The organism is Nonomuraea sp. NPDC050310, assembly GCF_040655795.1.
GTDB lineage: Bacteria > Actinomycetota > Actinomycetes > Streptosporangiales > Streptosporangiaceae > Nonomuraea.
In genome coordinates, this window is sequence record NZ_JBFAKP010000002.1 from 465,804 (window position 1) to 490,701 (window position 24,898).

At 71.7% G+C, this 24,898-nt stretch carries 22 protein-coding genes and 1 pseudogene; 10 read left to right on the plus strand and 13 right to left on the minus strand.

Annotation, left to right across the window (positions count from 1 at the left end; all coding sequences use genetic code 11):
- The first annotated feature begins 4 nt into the window (after positions 1-4).
- Entirely contained in the window at positions 5-1,690 is a 1,686-nt protein-coding gene (locus AB0I67_RS08405; protein ID WP_357919663.1) for an SDR family oxidoreductase, read from the plus strand.
- 22 nt (positions 1,691-1,712) lie between these two features.
- On the plus strand, positions 1,713-2,378 hold the full coding sequence (locus tag AB0I67_RS08410) for a TetR family transcriptional regulator (RefSeq protein WP_357919665.1): 666 nt from the start codon (positions 1,713-1,715) through the stop codon (positions 2,376-2,378).
- On the opposite strand, the gene AB0I67_RS08415 is transcribed toward AB0I67_RS08410, so the two are convergent.
- Entirely contained in the window at positions 2,359-2,655 is a 297-nt protein-coding gene (locus AB0I67_RS08415) for a hypothetical protein (RefSeq protein WP_357919668.1), read from the minus strand. The two genes, AB0I67_RS08410 and AB0I67_RS08415, sit on opposite strands and share 20 nt — an antisense overlap.
- A gap of 159 nt (positions 2,656-2,814) precedes the next feature.
- Between AB0I67_RS08415 and AB0I67_RS08420 the strand changes: the two genes are divergently transcribed.
- A complete protein-coding gene (locus AB0I67_RS08420) occupies positions 2,815-3,345 on the plus strand; it encodes a tetratricopeptide repeat protein (protein WP_357919671.1) in 531 nt (176 codons plus the stop codon).
- Positions 3,346-3,398: 53 nt separating this feature from the next.
- Here AB0I67_RS08420 and AB0I67_RS08425 read toward each other — a convergent pair whose 3' ends face one another.
- The 9 genes and pseudogenes from AB0I67_RS08425 to AB0I67_RS08465 form a co-directional block, all read right to left on the minus strand.
- Positions 3,399-4,013: a hypothetical protein gene (locus AB0I67_RS08425; protein WP_357919674.1), complete on the minus strand. Its 615-nt coding sequence runs from the start codon at positions 4,011-4,013 to the stop codon at positions 3,399-3,401.
- A 153-nt stretch (positions 4,014-4,166) separates the two neighbouring features.
- Positions 4,167-6,722: an ATP-dependent chaperone ClpB gene (clpB, locus tag AB0I67_RS08430; RefSeq protein WP_357919677.1), complete on the minus strand. Its 2,556-nt coding sequence runs from the start codon at positions 6,720-6,722 to the stop codon at positions 4,167-4,169.
- 52 nt (positions 6,723-6,774) lie between these two features.
- A pseudogene (locus AB0I67_RS08435) lies at positions 6,775-7,077 on the minus strand (helix-turn-helix transcriptional regulator); the annotation flags it as partial.
- Positions 7,078-7,118: 41 nt separating this feature from the next.
- Positions 7,119-8,309 carry a molecular chaperone DnaJ gene (gene dnaJ / locus AB0I67_RS08440; protein ID WP_357919679.1) on the minus strand — a complete coding sequence of 397 codons (1,191 nt, stop codon included), beginning with the start codon at positions 8,307-8,309 and terminating at the stop codon, positions 7,119-7,121.
- 4 nt (positions 8,310-8,313) lie between these two features.
- The gene (gene grpE / locus AB0I67_RS08445; RefSeq protein ID WP_357919682.1) at positions 8,314-8,859 is read right to left on the minus strand and encodes a nucleotide exchange factor GrpE; all 546 of its coding nucleotides are present in this window, start codon (positions 8,857-8,859) and stop codon (positions 8,314-8,316) included.
- A gap of 26 nt (positions 8,860-8,885) precedes the next feature.
- Positions 8,886-10,757, minus strand: a complete 1,872-nt coding sequence (gene dnaK, locus AB0I67_RS08450; protein ID WP_357919685.1) for a molecular chaperone DnaK — start codon at positions 10,755-10,757, stop codon at positions 8,886-8,888.
- A 256-nt stretch (positions 10,758-11,013) separates the two neighbouring features.
- Positions 11,014-11,427, minus strand: a complete 414-nt coding sequence (locus AB0I67_RS08455; protein WP_357919688.1) for a hypothetical protein — start codon at positions 11,425-11,427, stop codon at positions 11,014-11,016.
- 106 nt (positions 11,428-11,533) lie between these two features.
- Complete coding sequence (locus AB0I67_RS08460; RefSeq protein WP_357919691.1) at positions 11,534-12,763, minus strand: serine hydrolase domain-containing protein; 1,230 nt, start codon at positions 12,761-12,763, stop codon at positions 11,534-11,536.
- A 137-nt stretch (positions 12,764-12,900) separates the two neighbouring features.
- Positions 12,901-13,914 (minus strand): LacI family DNA-binding transcriptional regulator, encoded by a 1,014-nt coding sequence (locus tag AB0I67_RS08465; protein WP_357919694.1) that lies wholly within the window; start codon positions 13,912-13,914, stop codon positions 12,901-12,903.
- 80 nt (positions 13,915-13,994) lie between these two features.
- On the opposite strand from AB0I67_RS08465, the gene AB0I67_RS08470 reads away from it, so the two are divergent.
- Entirely contained in the window at positions 13,995-16,313 is a 2,319-nt protein-coding gene (locus AB0I67_RS08470) for a glycoside hydrolase family 2 protein (RefSeq protein ID WP_357919697.1), read from the plus strand.
- 6 nt (positions 16,314-16,319) lie between these two features.
- Here AB0I67_RS08470 and AB0I67_RS08475 read toward each other — a convergent pair whose 3' ends face one another.
- Entirely contained in the window at positions 16,320-16,805 is a 486-nt protein-coding gene (locus AB0I67_RS08475; RefSeq protein WP_357919700.1) for a hypothetical protein, read from the minus strand.
- A 65-nt stretch (positions 16,806-16,870) separates the two neighbouring features.
- On the opposite strand from AB0I67_RS08475, the gene AB0I67_RS08480 reads away from it, so the two are divergent.
- The 6 genes from AB0I67_RS08480 (at position 16,871) to AB0I67_RS08505 (ending at position 23,183) form a co-directional block, all read left to right on the plus strand.
- Positions 16,871-17,761 (plus strand): proline dehydrogenase family protein, encoded by an 891-nt coding sequence (locus tag AB0I67_RS08480; RefSeq protein ID WP_357919703.1) that lies wholly within the window; start codon positions 16,871-16,873, stop codon positions 17,759-17,761.
- 31 nt (positions 17,762-17,792) lie between these two features.
- A complete protein-coding gene (gene proC / locus AB0I67_RS08485; RefSeq protein ID WP_357919706.1) occupies positions 17,793-18,587 on the plus strand; it encodes a pyrroline-5-carboxylate reductase in 795 nt (264 codons plus the stop codon).
- Positions 18,588-18,720: 133 nt separating this feature from the next.
- The gene (locus tag AB0I67_RS08490; RefSeq protein WP_357919708.1) at positions 18,721-19,899 is read left to right on the plus strand and encodes an MFS transporter; all 1,179 of its coding nucleotides are present in this window, start codon (positions 18,721-18,723) and stop codon (positions 19,897-19,899) included.
- A gap of 37 nt (positions 19,900-19,936) precedes the next feature.
- Positions 19,937-21,256, plus strand: coding sequence for an efflux RND transporter periplasmic adaptor subunit (locus AB0I67_RS08495; RefSeq protein WP_357919711.1), 1,320 nt, complete (start codon positions 19,937-19,939; stop codon positions 21,254-21,256).
- Positions 21,253-22,002 (plus strand): ABC transporter ATP-binding protein, encoded by a 750-nt coding sequence (locus AB0I67_RS08500; RefSeq protein ID WP_357919714.1) that lies wholly within the window; start codon positions 21,253-21,255, stop codon positions 22,000-22,002. Before AB0I67_RS08495 ends, AB0I67_RS08500 begins: the two co-directional genes overlap by 4 nt.
- A complete protein-coding gene (locus AB0I67_RS08505) occupies positions 21,999-23,183 on the plus strand; it encodes an ABC transporter permease (protein ID WP_357919717.1) in 1,185 nt (394 codons plus the stop codon). The genes AB0I67_RS08500 and AB0I67_RS08505 overlap by 4 nt, the downstream gene beginning before the upstream one ends.
- A gap of 21 nt (positions 23,184-23,204) precedes the next feature.
- Here AB0I67_RS08505 and AB0I67_RS08510 read toward each other — a convergent pair whose 3' ends face one another.
- Positions 23,205-23,957, minus strand: coding sequence for an ABC transporter permease (locus AB0I67_RS08510; RefSeq protein ID WP_357919720.1), 753 nt, complete (start codon positions 23,955-23,957; stop codon positions 23,205-23,207).
- Positions 23,954-24,844, minus strand: coding sequence for an ABC transporter ATP-binding protein (locus AB0I67_RS08515; RefSeq protein ID WP_357919723.1), 891 nt, complete (start codon positions 24,842-24,844; stop codon positions 23,954-23,956). Before AB0I67_RS08515 ends, AB0I67_RS08510 begins: the two co-directional genes overlap by 4 nt.
- Positions 24,845-24,898: the final 54 nt, after the last annotated feature.

Below are 24,898 nucleotides of genomic sequence, written 5' to 3' on the forward strand. Positions count from 1 at the left end.
GATCATGCGTCCAATAACGTCCGGTGACGGGAAGAGTGGCGTACGGCTGGCGCTCTTCGAGGAGGGTGACGCCGCCAACCCGACGATCGTCCTGGTGCACGGCTATCCCGACACGCACGCGGTGTGGGACGAGGTGGCCGCGTTGCTCCGCGACCGGTTCCACGTGGTGCGCTACGACGTGCGCGGCGCCGGGGCGTCGACCGCGCCGCGCGACCGGCGCGCGTACGGCTTCGACGAGCTGACCGCCGACCTCGCCGCGGTGCTGGACGCGGTGGGCAAGCCCGAGGTGCACCTGGTCGGGCACGACTGGGGTGCGATCCAGTGCTGGGAGGCGCTGGCCCGGCCCGGCCTGCGCGAGCGCATCGCCACCTTCACCACGCTCGGCGTGCCCGGCTACCGGCAGATCGCCCGGTTCATGAGCGACGGCAAGCGCCGCCACGTGCTGGGGCAGAGGGCCCGGTCGTGGTACATCGGGCTGTTCAGGCTCCCGGTGCTGCCGGAACTGGGCTGGCGGGTGCTGGCCGAGCGGTTGCGCACCGGACGGTCGGAGCTCGGCCCCGGCGTGCCGCCCAGGCTGGGGCACCCGGCCGAGACGCTGGCGCGGGACGCGCGGAACGGGTTGCAGCTCTACCGCGTCAACGACGCCGGGCAGTGGCGCGACGCCGAGGCGCGGGTGGACGTGCCGGTGCAGCTCATCGAGGGCACCCGCGACCCGTACGTCTCGCCGCACCTGCTGGCCTCGCTCGGGCGGTGGGTGCCGGAGCTCGCCCACCGCAAGATCGTCGCCGGGCACTGGATGCAACGCACCCATCCCGGGCAGGTGGCCCGGATGATCGCCGAGTTCGCCGGCCGCGACCGGCCCACACGGGAGTTGCGCCGCGCCGCCGACCGGCGGCCGTTCCGGCACACGCTGGTCGTGGTCACCGGCGCGGGCAGCGGCATCGGGCGGGCCACCGCCCGGGCCTTCGCCGCGCACGGGGCGGAGGTGATCTGCGCCGACCTCGACCTCAAGGCCGCGGAGGAGACCGCCGGCTCGTTCGGCGGCGTGCCGTACGAGGTGGATGTCGCGGACGCGGGGCAGATGGCGGCGTTCGCGGAGTGGGTGGCCGACCAGCACGGGGTGCCGGACGTGGTGGTCAACAACGCCGGGGTCGCCGTCTCCGGCCCGTTCCTGGAGCACTCGCTGGGCGACTGGCAGCGGGTGCTGGACGTGAACCTGTGGGGCGTGATCCACGGCTGCCGGCTGTTCGCCCGGCAGATGGTGGAGCGCGGCGAGGGCGGGCACATCGTGAACGTCGCCTCGGTGGCGGCGTTCCTGCCGTCGCGGTCGCTGCCGGCCTACTCGGTGTCCAAAGCGGCGGTGAAGTCGCTGAGCGACTGCCTGCGGGCCGAACTCGCCGGGCACGGCATCGGCGTGAGCACGATCTGCCCCGGTTTCGTGTCCACGGCCATCGCGCGGAACGCCACCTTCGTCGGCCCCGACGTGCGCGAAGCCGCCATCACCGCGCTGGAGCGCCGCGCGTATCCGCCCGAGCGGGTCGCCGCGCACATCCTGCGGGCCGTCCACCGCAACCAGGCGCTCGTGCCGGTCAACGCCGAGGGCCGGCTCGGCTACGTGCTCTCCCGGCTGTCCCCGGCCGCCACCCGTGCCGTCGCCCGAGTCCTCAGAAATCCCGCGATTGACGGGTAGTTGGCGACCAGATGGGGGGAAGATGTCACTCGTGCCTACCCCGCAGACCGACACCGGCGACTGCAGCGAGCCGACTCCGCTCCGTCGTCAACCCACTCAGCGCCGTAGTGCCCGCAGGGTCGAGCGCATGCTCGACGCCTGCGCCGACCTGCTGGACGAGATCGGCTACGAGGCTCTGTCCACCACCCGCATCGCCGACCGCGCCGGCGTCGCGATCGGCTCGGTCTACCAGTTCTTCCCCGACAAGCGGGCCATCACCCAGGAGGTGACCAGGCGCAACGTGGAGCAGTTCGTCTCCCGGGTCGGCGCCCGCTTCCTGGAGGAGGACTACCGCGGCTGGTGGGAGGCGGTCGACGCGATCATCGACGAGTACGTCGACATGCACCGCACCGTCCCCGGCTTCAAGAGCCTGCACTTCGGCGACGTGGTCGACCTCAACCTGCTGGACAGCGACAGCGACAACAACACCGTCATCGCTGGCCGGCTGCGCGGCCTGCTGCTCAAGGAGTACGGCCTGGCCGACAGCCATGAGCTCGACGTGGCCGTCCTGGTCGCGGTCGAGGCCGGCGACGCCGTGCTCAAACTGGCCTTCCGCCGCGACCCCGACGGCGACACCGAGATCATCTCGGCCGCCAAGCAGCTCATCCGCGGGTTCCTGCCCCGCCAGCTCAGTCCCTTCCGGGGCTGAGACGTTTCTTCACCTTGAACTCCGGCGCGGGCACGAAGGCCGCCGCGGCCGGGGGCTCGGTGGGCAACGGCGAGGCCATCTCGCAGGGTCTCGGGAAGGAGACCGGTCTGACCTGCTGGGTACTGCCGCGCTGCAGCCGGATCTCCATCGTCTGCAGCCTCAGTTCTGCCGCCTCGATCGCCTCCATGCGGGCCGAGAGATATCCGGCCGCTCCGGGGAGGAGCGCGGACATCACAGCGGCACAGGCGAGGGAGAAGGTCAACTGCTTGCCCATCACAGCTCCCTTCGGTCGCGGTCATGCGACGGAGATATGCCCGACAAGCAGGGATAACACGCGGAGAGTACGCAGGGTTGCACGAAACGTTGCCAAACCTGTAGCCAGGCCGACATCGTCATTGGCCCGGCATGAGCGCAGGTCGCTCGGTAGTCTCGCGGTGTGGCGCATGTGACCCGTGAGCACCTTGATCGCCTGCTGGAGCAGGCACTTCTGGCCGACGACCACGGCTCGCTGGCCAGGAAACTCGACGATCTCGCCGGGGGATACACCTCCGGCGACGTTTCCAGGGCGGCCATCCTGGTCCTGGCGGCAGAGGAGTGGCGCGCGGCCGGACAGCCCGCCCGCGCGCTCGACTGCTACCAGCGGGCGGCCGACGACGGCGGCGATCCGGGCATCGACCCGCGCGCCGGCATCGCCGACACGCTCTTCGAGCTCGACCGGCCGGACGAGGCCAGGCAGCTCATCGCGGCGCTCAGCGCCGAGGGCGAGGTGGACGCGACGACCGCGCACAGCATCGCCGAGACCCTCGTGGCCTACGGCGACCTGGCCACCGGCCACGAGTGGGCCACCCAGGCCGTCCTGGCGTGCGCCAGCGACGACCCCGAGCACGTGGCGATGCTGCGCACCCGCTACCGCATCCGGCTCGACCTCGGCCTGCCCGAGGACGACCTCGACGCGCTGATCTCCTGAACGCGCGAAGGGGGGCCACCGCACCGGTGGCCCCCCTCACGCCGTTCGGGCGGTCAGTCGAGCTCGAGGTTCTCCAGCAGCTCGGCCAGGTCCTCGACCGCCGCCTGCTCGGTCAGCGGCAGGCTCTGCACCAGGCCGGGAGCCTGCTCCGGCAGCAGCGGGGCGACCTTGTCCTCGACCTCGGCCACCCGCTCAGGCAGCTTGTCCGCGCCGGTGGTCTCGGCCAGGTCGGGCAGCTGCGGCACCATCCGCGCCGCCTCCGGCAGCCGCTCGCCGGGGTTGCCCGGCAGGCCCGGCACGTCGGGGAACTCGGCCAGCTGGGAGACGTCGGCCAGGCCGCTGGGCACGCGGGCGGCGTTCGCCAGGCTGGTCGGCACCTCGGACGGCAGCGCCGGCGCGCCGGCGCCCGCGGCCACGCCGCCCAGGTCGGCCACGCTCAGCACCGCGCTGCTGCGCGCCAGGCCGGGCAGGCCCGCCCGCTGCGCCAGCACCTCGGCCGTACGGAACACGGGGCTGTTGGCGGGCGCCGACATCTTCCCGCCGTAGGTGCCCGCCGCGCGGACGTCGGTGACGTCCTCGCAGAGCGAGACGACCGTGGTGGGCGCCTGCAGCAGGGCCGCGCGGCCGGGCTTGCACTCGTCGGTGGCGAAGGCGGCGCCCGTGACCATGCACGTCACTCCCGCCGTCAACGTGGCAACTGCGAGAATGCTACGGATCTTCACTGCACGTCCCCCTGATCGTGTTCGGCGATCTGACGAACGTTGAAGCTAGTGACGACACACGGGGTGCGGGGCCGCCTTGCCCGAAGGCTGGGCGAGTCCTTACCGAACAGGCCGGACGGTCAACTCGTCATCACCCAGATCGACCAGAATGCGGTCGCCGTCGATGATCTCGCCGGAGAGCACCGCGCGGGCCAGCTGGTCGCCGATCGCCGACTGCACGAGCCGCCGCAGCGGGCGCGCGCCGTAGAGCGGGTCGTAGCCGGTGAGCACGAGCCAGTCGCGGGCGGCCGGGGTGACCTCCATCGTGAGCCGCCGGTCGGCCAGCCGCTTGGCCAGCCGCTCCACCTGCAGGTCGACGATCCTGGTGAGCTCCTCGGTGCCGAGCGCGTCGAAGATCAGCACGTCGTCGAGCCGGTTGAGGAACTCGGGCTTGAAGGTCTTGCGCACCACGCCCATCACCGCGTCGCGGTCGGGCAGGAGCTGCGAGCCCAAGTTGGAGGTGAGGATCAGGATCGTGTTGCGGAAGTCGACCGTACGGCCCTGCCCGTCGGTCAGCCGCCCGTCGTCGAGCACCTGGAGCAGGATGTCGAAGACCTCAGGATGGGCCTTCTCCACCTCGTCCAGCAGCACCACGGTGTACGGCCGGCGGCGCACGGCCTCGGTGAGCTGGCCGCCCTCCTCGTAGCCGACGTAGCCGGGAGGCGCGCCGACCAGCCGGGCGACGCTGTGCTTCTCGGAGTACTCGCTCATGTCGATGCGGGTCATCGCCCGCTCGTCGTCGAACAGGAACTCCGCCAGCGCCTTGGCCAGCTCGGTCTTGCCGACACCGGTGGGGCCGAGGAACAGGAACGAGCCGGTGGGGCGGTCGGGGTCGGCGATGCCGGCGCGGCTGCGCCGTACCGCGTCGGAGACCGCGCGCACGGCCTCGCGCTGCCCGATGAGGCGGCGGCCCAGCTCGTCCTCCATGCGGAGCAGCTTGGTCGTCTCGGCCTCCAGCAGCCGGCCGGCCGGGATGCCGGTCCAGGAGGAGATGACCTCGGCGATGTCGTCGGCGCCGACCTCCTCCTTGACCATCGGCGCGGACTCGGCCTCCTGGGCGGCGCGGGTGGCCGCCTCCAGCTCCTTCTCCAGGCGCGGGACCTCGTCGTAGAGCAGCCGGGAGGCCTCGCCGTAGTTGCCGTCGCGCTGGAAGCGCTCGGCGGTGCTGCGCGCCTCGTCGAGCTGCTTCTTCAGGTCGCCGACCCGGTTGAGGCCGGCCTTCTCCCGCTCCCAGCGGCCGACCAGGCCGTTGAGCTCCTCCTGGCGGTCGGCCAGCTCCTTGCGCAGGCGCTCCAGCCGGTGCAGGGAGCCCTCGTCGGTCTCCTTGGCGAGCGCGAGCTCCTCCATCTTGAGCCGGTCGACGTTCCGCTGGAGCTGGTCGATCTCGACCGGGCGGGAGTCGATCTCCATGCGCAGCCGGCTGGCCGCCTCGTCGACGAGGTCGATGGCCTTGTCCGGCAGGAAGCGGTTGGTGATGTAGCGGTCGGACAGCGCTGCGGCGGCCACCAGCGCGCTGTCGGCGATCTGGACCTGGTGGTGCGCCTCGTAGCGGCCCTTGAGGCCACGCAGGATCGCGATGGTGTCCTCGACCGTCGGCTCGCCCACGTACACCTGCTGGAAGCGGCGCTCCAGCGCCGGGTCCTTCTCGATGCGCTCGCGGTACTCGTCGAGCGTGGTCGCGCCGATCATGCGCAGCTCGCCGCGGGCCAGCATCGGCTTGAGCATGTTGCCCGCGTCCATCGCGCCCTCGGCCGCGCCGGCGCCCACGACGGTGTGGAGCTCGTCGATGAAGGTGACGATCTGGCCGTTGCTCTCCTTGATCTCGGAGAGCACCGCCTTGAGCCGCTCCTCGAACTCGCCGCGGTATTTCGCGCCCGCGACCATCGCGCCCAGGTCGAGCGACATCAGCCGCTTGCCGCGCAGCGACTCGGGCACGTCACCGGCCACGATCCGCTGGGCCAGGCCCTCGACCACGGCGGTCTTGCCCACGCCGGGCTCACCGATCAGGACCGGGTTGTTCTTGGTACGGCGGGACAGAACCTGCACCACGCGGCGGATCTCGCCGTCCCGGCCGATCACCGGATCGAGCTTGCCGGACCTGGCCCGCTCGGTCAGGTCGACGGCGAACTTCTCCAGCGCCTTGTAGGTGTCCTCGGGGGTCTCGCTGGTCACCCGGGCGTTGCCGCGGACCTTCTCGAAGGCGTCGAGCAGCGCGTCACGGGTGGCGCCGACGCCCTTCAGCAGGTCGGCCACCTGGCCGCCGTCCGTGGCCAGGCCGACCAGCAGGTGCTCGGTGGAGACGTACTCGTCCTCCAGGCGCTTGGCGGTGTGGGCCGCGGTGTTGAGCACCGTCAGGAGCTGGCGGGAGCTGCTCGGCGCGGCGACGGTGGCGCCCTGCGCCTTCGGCAGCGCGGCCAGGAGCTGCTCGCTGCGGGAGCGGACGGCCTTCCAGTCGGCGCCCACCGCGTCGAGCAGGGGCACCGCCGTACCGCCGGTCTGGGTCAGCAGCGTGGAGAGCAGGTGCGCCGGTGAGATCTCGGGATTGCCCTCGGCCGCGGCCCGGCGCATCGCGCCGGACAGGGCTTCCTGGCTCTTCTGGGTGAGCTTGTAGTCCATATGTCTATGCCCCCGGAGGCAGCTCGTATCTGATCAAAGCCTTGATCATCGAGATCTCGGCGCGCAGGCGATGCACCTCCTCGCGCAGGCGCAACCCCTCGTTCTCCAGCTCCAGGATGCGCTTGATCCCGGCGAGGTTGATGCCCTCCTCCTGGGACAGGCGCTGCACCTCGCGGAGCTGGAGGATGTCGCGAGTGGAGTACAGGCGCCCGCGGCCGGCGGCCCGCCCGGGGCTGACCAGCCCCAGGCGGTCGTACTGCCGCAGCGTCTGCGGGTGCAGACCGGAGAGCTGGGCCGCCACCGAGATCACGTAGACGGGTGTGTCGTCGGAGAGATCGAAGTATCTGGCGTCCATGGCTCTGGGTTCCTTCGGTTGGCAGGCAGGCGGGCCTGCACTTACTCGCTTCTGGCCTTCTCGATGAGATCTGCCCGCGGGTCGTCGCCCGCGGTCGCCTCGCGGAACTCGGTCAGGAGCTCGCGAGCCTTGTCGTCCAGTTGCTTCGGCACGACGACCTCGAAGGTGACCAGCAGGTCGCCCTTGGTGCCGTCCTTGCGTGCCACACCTCGCCCGCGCGCCCGCTGGACCTGGCCGTTGCGCGTGCCCGGCGCGATGCGCACGGTCACCGGCATGCCCTTGAGCGTCGGCACCTTGATCTCCGCGCCCAGCGCCGCCTCGGTGAAGGTGACGGGGACGGTGATCGTCAGGTTGTCACCCGACCGGCCGAACACCGGGTGCGGCTTGACGTGGGTCAGGATGTACAGATCGCCGGCCGGCCCGCCGTTCTCGCCCGGCGCGCCCTTGGCCTTCAGCTTGACCCGCTTGCCGTCGTCGACCCCGGCCGGGATGCGCGCCTGGATCGTCCGGGTGCTCTTGGCCCGCCCGCTGCCCTCGCACACCGGGCACGGGTCGTCCACCAGCAGCCCGCGGCCCTTGCAGTCGCGGCACGGCTCGGAGAAGGCGAAGTTGCCCAGGTTGCGGCTGGCCGCGCCGGTCCCCTCGCACGTGGGGCAGACCCGCGGCGTGGTGCCGGCCTTCGCCCCGGTGCCCGAGCAGGCCCCGCAGGCGTTGGAACTGGTCAGCCGGAGCGAGACCGTGGTGCCCAGCACCGCCTCGGTGAAGGACAGGCTCACCTCGGACTCGATGTCCTGCCCGCGCCGCGCGCGGGTCGTGCCCGTGCCCGTGGTACGGCCGGCGCCGCCGCCCCGGTTGAACAACCCGCCGAACAGGTCGCCGAACCGGTCGGAGGCGCTGCCGCCCTGCTGCTGTCCCGAGCCGCCGAACAGGTCACCGAGGTCGAAGGGGAAGCCCCCGCCGGCCGCACCGCCCGGCCGGGCGCCACCCACGCCCGAGCCGAACAACGTGCGAGCCTCGTCGTACTCCTTGCGCCGCTTGGTGTCGGAGAGCACGTCGTACGCCTCGGAGATCTCCTTGAACTTGGCCTCTTTCTCCGTGCTGCCCTGGTTGGCGTCGGGGTGGTTCTCCCGGGCCAGCTTCCGGTAGGCCTTCTTGATCTCTTCGGCGGTGGCGGACTTGGGCACACCAAGGACCTTGTAGTAGTCCTTTTCCAGGTAGTCCTTGGTGCTCATAACCTCATTCCTCGGTTTCTGGCTCTGCCACGGCGACCCGCGCCGGGCGCAGCACGCGCTCGCCCATCCGGTAGCCCGGCTGGAGGACCTCGATGCAGGTCGGCTCGGTGACGTCCGGCGAGTAGCTGTGCATCAGCGCCTCGTGGACGGTTGGGTCGAAGGGGTCGCCCTTCTGCCCGAAGGAGCTCAGCCCCAGCTTGGCGACGGCGGCCTCCAGCGACTCGGCGACCTTGGCGAAACCGCCGGTCAGCTCGCCGTGGTCGCGGGCGCGGCCGATGTCGTCGAGCACGGGCAGCAGTTCGGTGAGCGCGCCGGCCACGGCCTGCTCCTTCACCACCACCCGGTCACGCTCGACGCGCCGCCGGTAGTTGGTGTACTCCGCCTGGACCCGCTGCAGGTCGGCGGTCCGCTCCAGCAGGAGGTCCGCCTCGGCGCCGCTGAGGATCTGGCTCACCTGCTCCTGCTCCTCCTGCGCCTGCTGCGGCTCCTCCGGCTCGGGGCGCCGGACCTCGCCCGTCTCCGGGTCGATCTTGCGGTTGTCTCGGATCACTGGTTCCTCAGCGTTTTCCGCCACGGTCAGGAGTCCTTCTTCGGCTGCTCGTCGTCCACGATCTCGGCCTCGACGACGTCGTCGTCCGCCTTGGCCTGCTGCTGGCCGTCACCCGCGGGGCCGCCGTCCTCCGGCTGCTGGGCCGCGCCCTGCGACTGGGCGTAGATCGCGGAACCCATCTGCTGGCTGACCGTGGCGAGCTTCTCCGCGCTGTTGCGGATGGCGTCGGTGTCGGTGCCCTCCAGGGCCTTGCGCACGTCGGCGACCGCGTCGTTGACCTGCTGCTTGATGTCGTCCGGGATCTTGTCCTCGTTCTCGCGGACGAACTTCTCGGTCTGGTACACCAGGCCGTCGGCGTTGTTGCGGACCTCGGCCTCGTCGCGGCGCTTGCGGTCCTCCTCGGCGTAGGACTCGGCTTCGCGCATCATGCGCTCGATGTCGTCCTTGCCCAGCGCGGAGCCGCCGGTGATGGTCATCGTCTGCTCCTTGCCGGTGCCGAGGTCCTTGGCGGAGACGTTGACGATGCCGTTGGCGTCGATGTCGAAGGTGACCTCGATCTGCGGGATGCCGCGCGGCGCCGGCGCGATGCCGGTCAGCTCGAAGGTGGCCAGCTTCTTGTTGTAGGCCGCGATCTCGCGCTCGCCCTGGTAGACCTGGATCTGCACCGACGGCTGGTTGTCCTCGGCCGTGGTGAAGACCTCGGAGCGCTTGGTCGGGATCGTGGTGTTGCGCTCGATGATCTTGGTGAAGATGCCGCCCTTGGTCTCGATGCCCAGCGACAGCGGGGTCACGTCGAGCAGCAGGACGTCCTTGACCTCGCCCTTGAGCACGCCGGCCTGGAGCGCCGCGCCGATGGCGACGACCTCGTCCGGGTTCACGCCCTTGTTGGGCTCCTGGCCGCCGGTGAGCTCCTTGACCAGCTCGGAGACGGCGGGCATCCGGGTCGAGCCGCCGACGAGCACCACGTGGGCGATGTCGGAGACCTTGATGCCGGCGTCCTTGATGACCTGGTTGAACGGGCCCTTGGTCCGCTCGAGCAGGTCGGCGGTCAGCCGCTGGAACTCGCTGCGGGTGAGCTTCTCGTCCAGGTGGAGCGGGCCCTCGGAGGAGGCGGTGATGTAGGGCAGGTTGATGGAGGTCTCCATCTGGCTGGAGAGCTCGATCTTGGCCTTCTCGGCCGCCTCGCGCAGGCGCTGCAGGGCCATCTTGTCCTTGGCCAGGTCGACGCCGTGCGCGTTCTGGAAGCGCTTGACCAGCTCGTCCACGACGCGCTGGTCCCAGTCGTCGCCGCCGAGGTGGTTGTCACCGGAGGTCGCCTTGACCTCGACGAAGCCGTGGCCGTCCTCCTGGCCGACGTCGAGCAGGGACACGTCGAAGGTGCCGCCGCCGAGGTCGAAGACCAGGATCGTCTGGTCCTTGTCCTTGTCGAGGCCGTAGGCCAGGGCGGCCGCGGTCGGCTCGTTGATGATCCGGAGCACGTTGAGGCCCGCGATGGTGCCGGCTTCCTTGGTGGCCTGACGCTGGGCGTCGTTGAAGTAGGCCGGGACGGTGATCACCGCGTCGGTGATCTTCTCACCCAGGTACGCCTCGGCGTCCTGCTTGAGCTTCTGCAGGACGAAGGCGCTGATCTGCTGCGGCGAGAACTTCTTGCCGTCGATCTCCTGCGACCAGTTGGTGCCCATCTCGCGCTTGACCGAGCGGATCGTCCGGTCCACGTTGGTGACGGCCTGCCGCTTGGCGACCTCACCGACGAGAACCTCGCCGTTCTTCGCGAAGGCCACCACGGACGGGGTCGTCCGCGAGCCCTGCGCGTTGGCGATGACCGTGGGCTCGCCGCCCTCGAGAATCGAGACGACAGAGTTGGTCGTCCCCAGGTCGATACCTACCGCACGTGCCATGAGTTCGTCCTTGTGGTCAAAGTTGAGTTGGCTTGACTCAACCTATGAATGCCTGGCGTCTTTGTCAAACGTCTTGAGCCTACCCCACTCAACCTTCTTTGCTCGGGGAGCATTCCCGGCTCCGCGCGAGCGACGGCGTGGAGACCGCCGGGGTGGGCGGCGTCGGGCGTTGCGCTCCTTCGAGAGGCCCGCACATGGGTGTGTCACCGAGGTCCGGGGTGGACCTCGGTGACACGGTGGAGTCTCGTCGGCCGGTTCACGCGGCGTCGAGCGCTCCGGTGATCTTGCGGATCATGTCGGCCACGACGGGGCCGGGGCGGTTGTGGTGGGTGCCGGCGGCGGCCTCGACGGCGGTCAGGACGGTGGCCCGGTAGTCGGCGGCCAGGGTCGGGTCCTGGGTGTCGAGGAGGCGGACGGCCTGGGTGAGGGCGGGCAGGACGTGGTCGGCGAGGGCGGCGGCCGATCGGCCGGACAGGTCGAGGTCGTTGGTCTTCGCGGCGAGCACGTGCCCGATCGGGCCGGTGGCGGCGGCCAGGGTGAGCGAGCCGCGGGTGGCGGCCTTGTGCGGCTTGCCCGCAGCGTCCGCGGCGGCGATCAGGGAGACGGCGCCGTAGGCGGCGCTGCGGAGGGTGCTCTTGTCCTGGGCGGTGAGGGCGAGGGTGACGGACATGGTGGTGGCTCCTGTCGGGTTCAAGGGGGTCTGAAGGGAGGAGGGAAGGGGCTGAACGGAGTGGGGCAGGACGAAAGGGGTCTGAAGGCGGTCTGAGGGAGTGGGGTCAGGCGTCGAGGGACTGGTAGACGGTGGTCCAGAAGTCGTGGATCAGGCGGGTCGAGTCCGGCACGGTCATGCCGACCTGGGTGAGCAGGAAGCCGGTGAGCTGGTTGGCGGGGTCGGCGTGGGCGGTGGTGCCGCTGCCGCCGTCCCAGCCGAACTGGCCGACCGGGGCGTAGTCGCCGCGGTAGGTGCGGACGGCCATGCCCAGGCCCCAGCCGCCGTGCTGGCCCTGGCCGAAGGACAGGTGGACGTTCTGGGTGGCCATGGCGTTGCGGGCGGCGTTCTGCTCGGGGGTGAGGCGGTTGGTGGTCATGAGCTCGACGGCCGGCCGGGAGAGGATCCGCTCGCCCTGGTGCACCCCGCCGTTGAGCAGCATGCGGAAGTAGGCGTTGAAGTCGTCCACGGTCGAGACCAGCCCGCCGCCACCGCCCTGGAACGCCGGGGGCTTGCTGTGCCGTCCGCCCTCGGCCTCGTCCCAGATGTGGAACTCGCCGGTCGCGGCGTCGGGGGCGTAGAGCGGGGGCAGCCGGTCGATCTTGTCGGCGGGCACGTCGAAGCCGGTGTCCCGCATGCCCAGCGGCTCGAAGAGGCGCTCGCGCAGGAAGGACTCGAACGACTGCCCGGTCACCCGGGCGACCAGCACGCCGAGCAGGTCGTTGCTGATGTGGTACTGCCAGCGCTCGCCCGGCTGGGCCATCAGCGGCAGCTCGCCGAGGCGGCGCATCCACTCGTCGGGCTCGGGCATCGGCGTCGGCCCGTCGGGGGTGAGGCCGCGCTCGAAGATCGCGCCCATGATCGGGGCGCCCAGCGAGGTGATGTCCATGCCGAGGCCGAAAGTGGAGGTCAGCACGTCCCGGACGGTGATCGGCCGGCGGGCCGGGACGGTGTCGTCCAGCGGGCTGTCGATCCGGCGCAGCACCTGGCGGTCGGCGAGCTCGGGCAGCCACGGGTCGACCGGGTCGTCCAGGCGCAGCCGGCACTCGTCGAGCAGGATCATCCCCGCCGCCATCGTCACCGGCTTGGAGGTCGAGGCCATACGGAAGATGGTGTCGCGGCTCATCGGGGCGCCGCCCTCGTGGCGCATGGTGCCGAGCGCCGCCACGTGGGTCTGGTCACCGCGGCCGACCAGGGCGACCACTCCGGGGATCCTGCCGGAGTCGACGGCCCGGGCCAGCACGTCGTACACCTTGTCGAGGCCGTTGCCGGTGAAGTCGTTCACGTTCTGTCGCATGAGGAAAGCTCCTGAGTAGTCGGTTCGCCGGCCGTTTGCCGTCGGCCGGTGCTGCATGTCGACTACTGTCGCCGCCCGTCCTGACACCGGGCCGTCGCCGGGCTGACACGGCGCCTGATACGGGGCCTGACTCGGGATCAGGCGGGGCGGGCGGTGCTTCCGCGGGAGGTCAGGCGGGCGGCGGGGGCCTCGACGTGCGTGGCGTGCTCGCCGGAGACGAGGGCCAGGAGGGTGCGGGCGGCTTGCATGCCGTACGCGGGGATGTCGCGGCTGAGGGCGGTCAGCGGCGGGCGGACGACCCGGCACAGCGGCGAGTCGTCCCAGGCGACGAGGGACAGCTCGCCGGGCACGTCGAGCGGGATCTCCTGGGCCACGGAGAGCCCGGCGACGGCCATGATGTCGTTGTCGTACACGATGGCGGTCGGCCGCCGGGGCGTGGTGAGCAGGCGGCGGGTGGCGCGCGCGCCTTCCTCGCCGGTGTAGTCGGTGTGGACGACGACGGGCTCGTCGAGGCCCAGCGCCGCGCAGGTCTCGGCGAAGGCGCGGTCGCGCTGCCGGGTGTGGACGAGCAGGGGCAGCCCGGCCACCCGGCCGAGGCGGCGATGGCCGAGGGCGGCGAGATGGTGGACGGTCTCGCGGATGGCGGCGCGGTCGTCGGACCAGACGGCGGTGAGGGAGCCGGAGGCCGACGGGTGGCCGATGACGACCGCGGGCAGGTGCAGCGCCTCGACGACCGGGACGCGCGGGTCGTCCGCGCTGAGGTCGACGAGGATCGCGCCGTCGATGCGGCCCTCGCCCCACCAGCGGCGATACAGCTCGATCTCCTCGTCGTGGTCGCGGGCGACCTGGAGGAGCAGCGCGTGGGAGCGGGCGGAGAGCTCGTCCTCGATGCCGCTGATCAGCTCCATGAAGAACGGCTCCACGCCGAGCGTGCGCGCCGGGCGGCGCAGGACCAGGCCGAGGGCGCCGGCGCGGTTGTCGTTGAGCGCGCGGGCGGCGCTGTTGGGCCGCCAGCCGATCTCGCCGGCGATGGCGAGGATGCGGGCGCGGGTCGACGCGGAGACGCCCGGCCGCCCGTTGAGCGCGTAGGAGACCGCCACCTTGGACACGCCGGCGTGCCGGGCGATGTCGGCGATCGTGGGTCGCTTCACCTGGCCCCTCCGTCGAGTCGAGCGTGGCCTTATCGTAGGGGCTACTCGCTTATCCGGTTAAGTAACGTAGGAGAGCCACGTTGAGCACTCACCGTCCGCTGCACGACGGCTGGACCCTCTCGGCCGTCTCGGAGGACGTCCGGATCACCGGCGTGCCCGCCGCCGTACCCGGCTGCGTGCACACCGACCTGCTGGCCGCGGGGCTGATCGAGGACCCCTACCTCGACGACAACGAGAGCCGGCTGGGCTGGATCGGCCGCACGGACTGGCTCTACCGGACCGAGTTCACCTGGACCGGCGACGAGCACGAGCACACCGACCTGGTCTGCGCCGGGCTCGACACCGTGGCCACGATCACGCTCAACGGCGTCAAGGTGGGCGGCACGGCCAACCAGCACCGCTCCTACCGCTTCCCGGTGCGGCACCTGCTCGCCGAGGGGGTCAACACGCTTGAGGTGCGGTTCGCCTCGCCGTACGGCTATGCCGAGGCGAGGCGGGCCGAGCTGGGCGAGCGGCCGGGTGCGTATGCCGAGCCGTACCAGTTCATCAGGAAGATGGCCTGCAACTTCGGCTGGGACTGGGGACCCACGCTGGTCACCTCGGGCATCTGGCAGCCGATCGGGCTGGAGAGCTGGAGCGGGGCGCGGCTGGCGCAGGTCCGGCCGCTGGTGCACGGCGACGGCCGGGTCGAGGTGCACGTCGTCGTGGCGGGCGCGGGCACGGTCACCGCCGAGGTGGCCGGGGTCACGGTCTCCGCCGAGGTCGCGGGGGAGGGCGTGCTCCGGCTCCAGGTGCCCGAGCCGCGGCTGTGGTGGCCCCGCGGGTACGGCGAGCCGTACCGCTACGACCTGACCGTGCGCCTGGGCGAGCAGGTCGAGCACCGGCGGATCGGCTTCCGCGACGTGCGCCTCGACCAGACCGGCGGCGCGTTCACGATCGTGGTCAACGGCACGCCGGTCGCGGTGCGCGGCGTCAACTGGATCCCCGACGACTGCTTCCCCTCCCGGCTGACCCGCGAGCGGCTGGCGACCCGGCTGTCCCAGGCCACCGAGGCCAACGTCAACCTGGTGCGCGTCTGGGGCGGCGGCCGTTACGAGAGCGACGACTTCTACGACCTGACCGACGAGCTCGGCCTGCTGGTCTGGCAGGACTTCCCGTTCGCCTGCGCGGCCTACCCGGAGGAGGAGCCGTTCGCGAGCGAGGTCGAGGCCGAGGCGCGCGAGCAGGTGGCGCGGCTCAGCGCCCGGCCCAGCCTGGTGCTGTGGTGCGGCAACAACGAGAACATCGAGGGCCACGCGGACTGGGGCTGGAAGGAGACGCTGGGCGAGCGGTCCTGGGGCGCAGGCTTCTACTTCGACCTGCTGCCCAAGGTGGTCGCCGAGCTCGACCCGACCCGCCCGTACTGGCCGGGCAGCCCCTACTCGGGTGCGCCGGACCTGCCGCCGAACGACCCGGCTCGCGGAACGATCCACATCTGGGACGTCTGGAACCGCGAGGACTACACCCGCTACGCCGCCTACCGGCCGCGCTTCGTCGCCGAGTTCGGCTTCCAGGGCCCGCCCACGCACGCGACCCTGCGCGAGGGCAGCTCGCAGGAGCCGCCGGTAGGACACCAGAAGGCGGTCGACGGCGAGCAGAAGTTGCTGCGCGGCCTGGGCGAGCACCTGCCGCAGCCGCGCGACTTCGACGACTGGCACTACCTCACCCAGGTCAACCAGGCGCGTGCGGTCGCCTTCGGCATCGAGCACTTCCGCGCCCAACTGCCCGCGTGCACGGGCACGATCGTGTGGCAGCTCAACGACTGCTGGCCGGTCGTGTCGTGGGCGGCGGTGGACGGGGGCGGGCGGCGCAAGCCGCTGTGGTACGCGTTGCGCCGCGTCTACGCCGACCGGCTGCTCACCGTGCGTGAGGGCGAGGTCGTCGTGGTCAACGACTCGCCCGAGGTGTGGTCCGGCGAGCTGGAGCAGCGAAGGCTGACCGTCGGCGGCGAGACGCTGGCCGAGGGCAGGGTGGCCGTCGAGGTGCCGGCGCGCTCCACGGCCGTGGTCCCGCTGCTCGACGGGCCGGACGCCGGCCTGGTGGCGATCACCCTGGGTGAGCACCGCCGGCTGCACTTCCTCGCCGAGGACCCCCAGGCGGGCCTGCCGGTCGCCGCCTACGACACGCGCGTGACGGCGGAGCCGGGCGGGGTGGCGGTCACCGTCACCGCCCGGACCCTGCTGCGGGAGCTGGCGCTCTTCCCCGACCGGCTCGACCCGGCGGCCACCGTGGACGAGCAGCTCGTCACGCTGCTACCCGGCGAGTCGGTCACCTTCCACGTGGCCACAGAACGCGAGCTGGACCCGGCCGCCCTGATCGGCCACCCGGTCCTGCGCTGCGTCAACGAAGCCAGGCCGTGACGGGGCTCAGGGCTTGGCGCCGTCCACGATCTTCCGGTTCCCGAGCGGCTTCTTGAGCTTCACGGTGTAGGTCTTCTCCACCGCGATCATGATGCAGCTCGTGTTCTTCGCCTTGCGGGCCGGTCCCTCGTAGAGGGTGATCGTCACCCGCTTGGCCGTCTCCTTGACCGTCACCCGGTCGAGCACGGAACAGGGCGCGACGCCCGACCACCACACCAGCCGCACCGCCTTGCCGCCCGAGACGGGCTTGGCGGTGGTGAAGGGGATCTTGCGGGGGTTGATCGTGTCGCCCACGGGCTTGACCGGTTCGGGTTTGCCGGTCGGGACCTGGCCGCTGGCCCCGGCGGTGGTGCTCACCGCGGTGTCGGGCGAGGTGGGCGATCCGGTGTCGGCGGCGGAGGTGGCCGGCGCCGCGGAGGAGGCGCCCCCGGGCGTCGTGCCGCATCCGACGGCCAGCATCAGACATCCGGCGAGAAGCGTTGCTCTGCGCATATCTCCTAGGACGGATCCGGATGTCGCCCGGTTCATCGGCCAGAACCGCCGGTTATGGTGAGCCTGTGTCCTCTGTGCTGCGGCAGGTCCTGCTGGCCGTCTCGCGCGACGAGCGGGCCGAGCGGATGCTCAAGAGTTCGCCCCTGACCCGCGGCGTGGTGCGCCGCTACGTGGCCGACGACGTCGGCGCCGTGGTGCGCGAGCTGATGGACCGCGGCCTGGAGGTCACCGTCGACCACCTGGGCGAGGAGGTGCGCGACCGGGTCGAGGCCGAGCGCGAGGTCCGCGCCTACCTGACCCTGCTGGAGCGGCTGGAGCCCGGCTCCGACGTGTCGGTCAAGCTCACCGCCCTCGGCCTGCGGCTGTCCGAGCAGCTCTCGCTCGACAACGCCGCCTCCGTGTGCGAGGCCGCCGCCGCGCACGGCATCACCGTCACCCTCGACGCCGAGGAGCACGACACGATCGAGGCCCAGGCGTCGGTGCACTCGACCCTGCGCAAGGAGCACCCGTCGGTCGGCATCGTCGTCCAGGCGTACCTGCCGGGCGCGGCCGAGCTGTGCGCGCGGGTCGAAGGGGCGCGGGTAAGGCTCTGCAAGGGCGCCTACGAGGCCCCCGGCGGCCTCCGCAGGCCCGCCGACATCGACCGCTCCTTCGTGCGCTGCATGCGCGTGCTCATGGCCGGGTCCGGCTACCCCATGATCGCCACGCACGACCCGCGCCTCATCGAACTGGCCGCGACGCTCGCCGTCCTGCACGGCCGCGACCAGACCGGCTTCGAGTACCAGATGTTGTACGGCGTGCGTCCCGACGAGCAGGTACGGCTCGCGCGCCAGGGCACGAAGATGCGCGTCTACGTCCCCTACGGCGACGACTGGTACGCCTACCTCATGCGCAGGATCGCCGAACGCCCCGCCAACCTGCGCTTCTTCCTCCGCTCCCTGCTGACGCGCGGCTGAGCGCCGCACACGCCGCCGCTATGCTGCGGACATGATTGCGATCCTCGGAACCGGCAAGATGGGCGAGGCCCTGCTCTCCGGTCTGCTGCGCGCGGGGTTCAAGCCGGGCGACATCCTGGCCACGGCCCGCCGGCAGGAACGGGCGCAGGCGCTGCACGAGACGTACGGCGTGCGCGTGGTGCCCAACACCGAGGCGGCCAAGAGCGCCGACACGCTGATCCTGGCGGTCAAGCCGCAGGACATGGCGGCCCTGCTGGCCGAGATCGCGCCCTACGTCCCCGCCGGCCGGCTGGTCGTCTCCGCGGCGGCGGGCATCACCACCGCCTTCGTCGAGCAGGCGCTCGGCGCGGAGGTGCCGGTGGTGCGGGTCATGTCGAACACGCCGATCCGCTTCGACGAGGCGATGAGCGTCATCTCGGCGGGGGCGCACGCCGGGGAGGAGCACCTGCGGCTCACCGAGGCGCTGCTCAAGCCGGTGGGCAAGGTGCTGCGGATCCCCGAGTCGCAGCAGGATGCGGCGACGGCGTTGTCGGGGAGTGGGCCGGCGTACTTCTTCTACCTGGTCGAGGCGATGGTCGACGCGGGGATCCTGTTGGGGATGCCGCGGGCGGCGGCGTTGGACATGGTCACGCAGTCGATCGTGGGGGCGGCGATCATGCTTCGGGACTCGGGGGAGCATCCGGTCATCCTTCGGGAGGCGGTCACCTCGCCTGGGGGGACGACCATCGCGGCCATTGCCGAGCTTGAGCGGCACAGTGTTCGGGCGGCGTTTCTGGCGGCCATCGAGGCGGCTCGGGATCGGGGGCGGGAGCTCGCCAGCGGGTGAGCCGGCGTCTGGGCAGGGGCATGGTCCGCCGTACGGGGTGCTCGCCGCATGGATGAGGGGGGCGCTGTCCACCGTGGCTCCCGCCGGCCGGTGGTACGGGCGGGACTTTTAGTAAGGTTTACTATCAGTCCCCATGTGGACCAGGGATTTCCGGCTGTTCTTCGCCGCCCGGACCGTCTCCATGCTGGGCAGTGCGATGGTCCCGGTGGCGACGGCGCTGGGGATGGACGCGGCGGGGTACGGCGCGACCGGGGTGGGGCTGGCGCTGGCGGCGTGGATGCTGCCGGTGGCCGGGCTGATCCTGTTCGGCGGGGTCTTCGCCGACCGGTTCACCCCGCGCAGGATGATGGTCGGCGCGGACGTGGCCCGGACGCTGACCCAGGCGGCGATCGCCACCCTGTTCCTGACCGGCCACCCGGTGCTGTGGCAGGTCCTGGTGCTCACCGCGATCTCGGGAGCCGCCGCCGCGATGTACACCCCGGGCGTGGCTGGAACGATCCCGCGCATCACCGGCGACGTGCAACGCGCCAACGCCGCGCTCAAGGTCGCCGAGTCGATCATGCAGCTCGCCGGACCGGGTCTGGCCGGGTTGCTGGTGAGCCTGGCGGGCGCGGGCGTGGTGTTCGGCATCGAGGCGGCCGGGTTCGCGGCCAGCGCGCTGTGCCTGCTGCTCATGCGCGCCCGCGTGCGGGTCACCGGCGAGGAGCCGGTGCTGGTACGGCTGCGCGAGGGCTGGCAGGAGTTCAAGTCACGCACCTGGATGTGGGCCGTCATCCTGATCTGGGCGATCTTCGGGATCACCCTGTTCGGCCCGCTCATCCCGCTCGGCGTCGAGCTGGTCAAGGGCGCCTACGGGCAGACGGCCTACGGCCTGGTGCTGTCCGCGGGCGGCGCCGGGACGATCATCGGCGGCCTGATCGCGCTCCGGGTGCGGCCGGCCCGGCCCCTGGCGGCGGGGGCCGCCGGGATGTTGCTGTTCGCGCTGCAACCGCTGAGCATGGCCGTGCAGGCGCCGCTGTGGGTCATCATGGCCGGGCACGTGCTCGGCGGGGTGGGCTTGGCGTTCTGGTCGGTGATGTGGGCGACCAGCATCCAGACGCAGGTGCCGCCTGAGGCGCTCAACCGGGTCAGCGCCTTCGAGATCGCCGGCTCGATCGTGTCGATGCCGATCGGGCAGGCGCTGGCGGGTCCGGTGGGCGGGATCTTCGGGGCCGCGCAGGTCATGGCCTTCTCCTCGGCCGTGGCGCTCGTGGGGTGCGTGGTGCTGCTGGCCGTACCGCAGATCCGGCGGCTGGCGCGAGTGCCCGCCTGAACGGGCGACCGGCGAACCGGGCTCCTACGATGAGGTCGTGATCCGACGCCGGGTGTTGACCGCCGTGTTGTTAGCCGCGCTGGCCGGTTGCTCCGCGGAGGAGCAGCCGCAGATCCAGGTGGCGGAGGTGGGCCGGGGCGACGTGCTGGAGGTGGTCGAGGCGCCGGCCACCATCGGCGCCCGGGCGACGGCGGCCTTACGCTCGCCGGCGCAGGGCACGCTCACCAAGCTGTACGTCCAGGAGGGCGACCGGGTCCGCAAGGGCCAGATCCTGGCGAAGATCAGCTCTCCGCAGGCCACCGAGCAGCTCAAGCAGGCCCGCCGCGCGGCCAGGCCGCCCCGCGTGCCGTCCGTGGCCGCACCCGCGGCGATCAAGGTGCCTTCCTTCGGCGGGCACGTCTCCCGGCACTTCGCCAAGGCCCGCGCCGAGGCGGGCAAGATCAAGGACACCCGGGTGCGCCGCCAGCTCCTGGCCGCGATCCGGCTGGCCGAGGCGCAGCACCGGGCCCAGACCCGGGCGCTCGACCGCATCATGGCCGATCTCAACCGCAGCATCGGCGGCCTCGTCACCCAGGTCAGCGGCGGGTTCGCCACCTCGATGCGCTCGTTGCAGGCCGCCTCGACCGCGCAGGCCAGGTCCGCGGTGAAGCTGGCCGAGCAGACCGTCGCGGGGCTGACCATCAAGGCGCCCTTCTCCGGCGTGGTCACGCTGGGCAGCAGCTCCGGTGGCTCGTCGGGGGCGCCGAGCGCGCTCAGCAGCCTGCTCGGCCAGCAACTGCCCGCCGTACCGTCCAGCGGGGGCGGCGGGGCGCCGGTGGCGACCGGGGTCCCGGTGTCGGCGGGCGACACGATCGTCACGGTCACCGACATCTCCGAGCTGACCCTGGCCGCCGACATCGACGAGACCGACGTGCTGCTGGTGAAGCCGGGCGTGCGGGCCGAGGTCGAGCTCGACGCGGTGCAGGGGGCGACCTACACCGCGCAGGTGCAGGCCGTGGGGGTCACGCCCGAGCAGAACACCACCGGCGGGGTGAGCTACCCGGTCCGGCTCGCCCTGGGTGAGGGCGTCTTCGACGACGGCTCGGCCGCGCCGGTCCCCAAGCCGGGGATGAGCGCGGTGACGCAGATCCCGGTGCGGGAGGCGCGCGGCGCGGTCGCCGTCCCGGCCTCCGCGATCGTCACCAGCGGGCGGGACAGCGTGGTCTGGGCCGTGCGCGACGGCCGGGCCGAGCGCCGGGTCGTCAAGCTGGGCGCGCAGGGGGACACCCTGGTCGAGGTGATCAGCGGGCTGACCGCGGGCGAGCGCGTGGTGGTCAAGGGCGCGGACTCGGTACGGCAAGGCCAGACCCTCTCATGACCCCCGACCCCGAGCCCACCCCGGCGCCCGCGGTTCCGGCACCTGACGAGGCCGGTCTGGCGGCGATCGAGGCGGTGGATCTCGCCCGCTCCTACCAACTGGACGGCGTCTCGGTGGAAGCCCTGCGCGGGGTGAGCCTGCGCATCGCCCGGGGCGAGTTCGTGGCGATCGTCGGCCCCTCGGGCTCGGGCAAATCCACCCTGATGCACCTGCTGGGCTGCCTGGACCGCCCGACCACGGGCTCGCTGCGGATCAACGGGGTCGAGGTGGCCGCCCTGACCGACACCGAGATGGCCGAGCTCCGCAACCGGACCATCGGCTTCGTCTTCCAGTCCTTCCATCTGCTGGGCCGTACCTCCGCCCTGGAGAACGTGGCCCTGCCACTGGTCTACCGAGGCGTCCCCAAGGCCGAGCGGCTGCGGCGCTCACGGGCGGCGCTGGAGTCGGTGGGGCTGGGACACCGGCTGGAGCACCGCCCCTCGCAGATGTCCGGCGGCGAGCAACAGCGCGTGGCCATCGCCCGCGCCCTGGTGGGGGAGCCCGCCGTCCTGCTGGCCGACGAACCGACCGGCAACCTGGACACCCGCAACGGCGCCGAGGTGATGCGCATCCTCGACGAGCTCAACGGCGAGCGCGGCGTCGCCGTCGTCCTGGTGACGCACGAGGCCGAGGTGGCCGCGCACGCCCGCCGCCAGATCCACGTGCGCGACGGGCTGATCGAGCTCGACACCGGGGAGCCGGCGTGAGGTCGCGCGAGGCGTTCCTGATGGCGCTGGAGGCGCTGCGGGTCAACCGGATGCGCTCGCTGCTGACCATGCTCGGCGTGATCATCGGCGTGTTGTCGGTGGTGATCCTGGTCTCCATCGGCACGGGCGCGAAGAACGCCGTCGAGCGGGAGATCGCCGGGCTGGGCAGCAACATCATCCTGGTCGTGCCCGGCCAGCTCACCACCGGCGCCGCGCCCACGCAGAGCCGGCTCGACCTGACCGACGTGGCCTACGTGCGCCGCGTCGTGGGCAATCCGGCCAAGGTCACCGTCTCCCTGCAGTCCGGGGAGACCGTGCGGGCCGGCCGCGCCGAGCGGTTCGCCACCGTGGTGGGCACCGACGAGAACCTGCCGAACATCTTCGACCGCCCGCTCGCCCGTGGCCGCCACCTGAGCGGGACCGACGTGGACACCAGGCGGCGGGTGACCGTCCTCGGCTCGGAGGTGGCCGACAGGCTCTTCGGCGACCTCGACCCGATCGGCCGCCAGGTCTCGATCTCGGGGGCGCGCTTTCGCGTGGTGGGCGTCTACGCCACCGTCGGCGCGACCTTCGGGGTGGCCCGCGACGCCGAGGTGCACATGCCGGTGACCACCGCCCAGCGGCTGCTGGGGCTGTCCAGGATCAACGGCATGGCGGTCGGCGCCAGCGGCCCGGACGAGATCGCGCCGCTGCAGGAGCGGGTTTTGAGCGCGCTGCGCGAGCGGCATCCGGGCGAGCAGTTCTCGGCGGTCACCCAGACCCAGTTGCTCGGCACCATCGGCAGCATCCTCGGCATGCTCACCGGGGTGCTGGCCGCCATCGCCGGGATCTCCCTGCTGGTGGGCGGGGTCGGGGTGTCGAACATCATGCTGGTCAGCGTCCGGGAGCGCACCCGCGAGATCGGGTTGCGCAAGGCGCTGGGCGCCCGGCAGCGGGACATCCTGGCGCAGTTCCTGATCGAGGCGGTGTTGCTGACCACGATCGGCGGGCTGGCGGGGATCGCGCTCGGGGTGGGCGGCTCGCTGGCCATCCAGGCGCTCACCCCGGTGCCCGCCTCGATCACCTGGTGGTCGATCGTGCTCGCCTTCGGGGTGTCGGCGGCGGTCGGCGTCTTCTTCGGGGTCGCCCCCGCCCGCCGCGCCGGCCGCCTCGACCCCGTGGTCGCGCTCAGGGCCGAGTGACGCCCGTGATCCACCTGAGGCTCACGCGTCGCGCTTCTTGAGCAGGACCGCCCCGGCGATGGCGACCGCCGCGATCCAGGCCAGGTAGACGGCGAACCCCTCCCACGGCCCCATCGCGCCGGCCCGCGGCTCCACGAGCGCGACCAGGTTGCCGGCGTTGGTCGTCATGTACTCGTTGACCGTGCGCCCCCACTCGCCGGGCAGCAGGTTGGTGAGCTGCGGCACGATGAGGATCATGCTGATCGCGGTGACGATGGCACCGGGGCTGTGCCGGATGAGCGAGCCGAGCGCCAGCCCGAACAGGCCGCTGGCGGTGAGCAGCAGCGCCGTGCCGATCAGCGCGCGCAGCACGCCCGGAGCGCCGAGCGTGGTCTCCATGTTCTCCCGCGCCAGGATCGCCATGCCGGTGAAGAAGCTGGCGAAGCTGAGGATCACGCTGTAGACCAGGGTGACCGCGGTGAACACGAGCACCTTGCCCGCCAGCAGGCTGAGCCGCTGCGGCACCGCCTGGAGCGAGGTGCGGATCATCCCGGTGCGGTACTCGCTGGAGACGCTCAGCACGCCCAGCGTCGCCAGCGCGATCGAGGCGAACACCGAGCCGCCCATGCTGGAGTCGAAGGCGTCGAAACCGTCCAGGGGCTCGTTCGTGGACAGCGCGGCGATGGAGATCAGCACGCAGAACCCGATCATGAGCACGGCCGCCACGATGAAGGTCCACATGGTGGAGCGCACCGAGCGCAGCTTGGTCCATTCGGAACGCAGGATGTCGATCATGACGTGAACTCCAGACTGTCCTTGGTCAGCTCCATGTAGGCCGCCTCCAGCGTGGGCTGCACGAAGGTCAGCTCCTCCAGCTCCAAGCCGCGTTGCGCGGCCAGGCGGCCGATCTCCAGCGCCGGCGTGCCGGTCACCCGCAGGTGGTCGTGGTACGGCTCGGCCTGCGGCAGCAACGCGGCGAACTCCGCCAGCCGGGGCGACCGCACCCGCACGTACCCCTGCGAGCTGCGCCCGATGAACTCCTCGACGCTGGTGTCGGCGATCAGCGACCCGCGGCCGATCACGATCAGATGGTCGGCGGTCTGCGCCATCTCGCTCATCAGGTGCGAGGAGACGAACACCGCCCGCCCCTCGGCGGCCAGCTTCCGCATCAGCGTGCGGATCCACAGGATGCCGTCGGGGTCGAGCCCGTTGACCGGCTCGTCGAAGATGAGGATCTCCGGGTCGCCCAGCAGCGCGGCGGCGATGCCGAGCCGCTGCGACATGCCCAGCGAGAAGCCGCCCACGCGCCGCTTGGCGACCTCGGTGAGGCCGACGACGCCCAGCACCTCCTCGACCCGCTGCCTCGGCAGGCCGTTGCTCTGGGCCAGCGCCAGCAGGTGGTTGCGGGCGGTCCGGCCGCCGTGCACCGCCTTGGCGTCCAGGAGCGCGCCCACCTTGCGCAGCGGGTGCCTCAGCTTCTCGTACGGCCGGCCGTCGACCACGACGGAGCCCTCGCTGGGGCGGTCGAGGCCGAGGATCATGCGCATGGTGGTGGACTTGCCCGCGCCGTTCGGTCCGAGGAACCCGGTGACCTGACCGGGTTCGACGCTGAACGACAGGCCGTTCACCGCGGTGGTCTGACCGTACCTTTTGGTCAGGTTGGTTGCCTGGATCGACGTCATGGCACCAGGTTCGCGGTTTCGCGGCGTTCGCGACTCCTGCCGGGGAACTGTTCC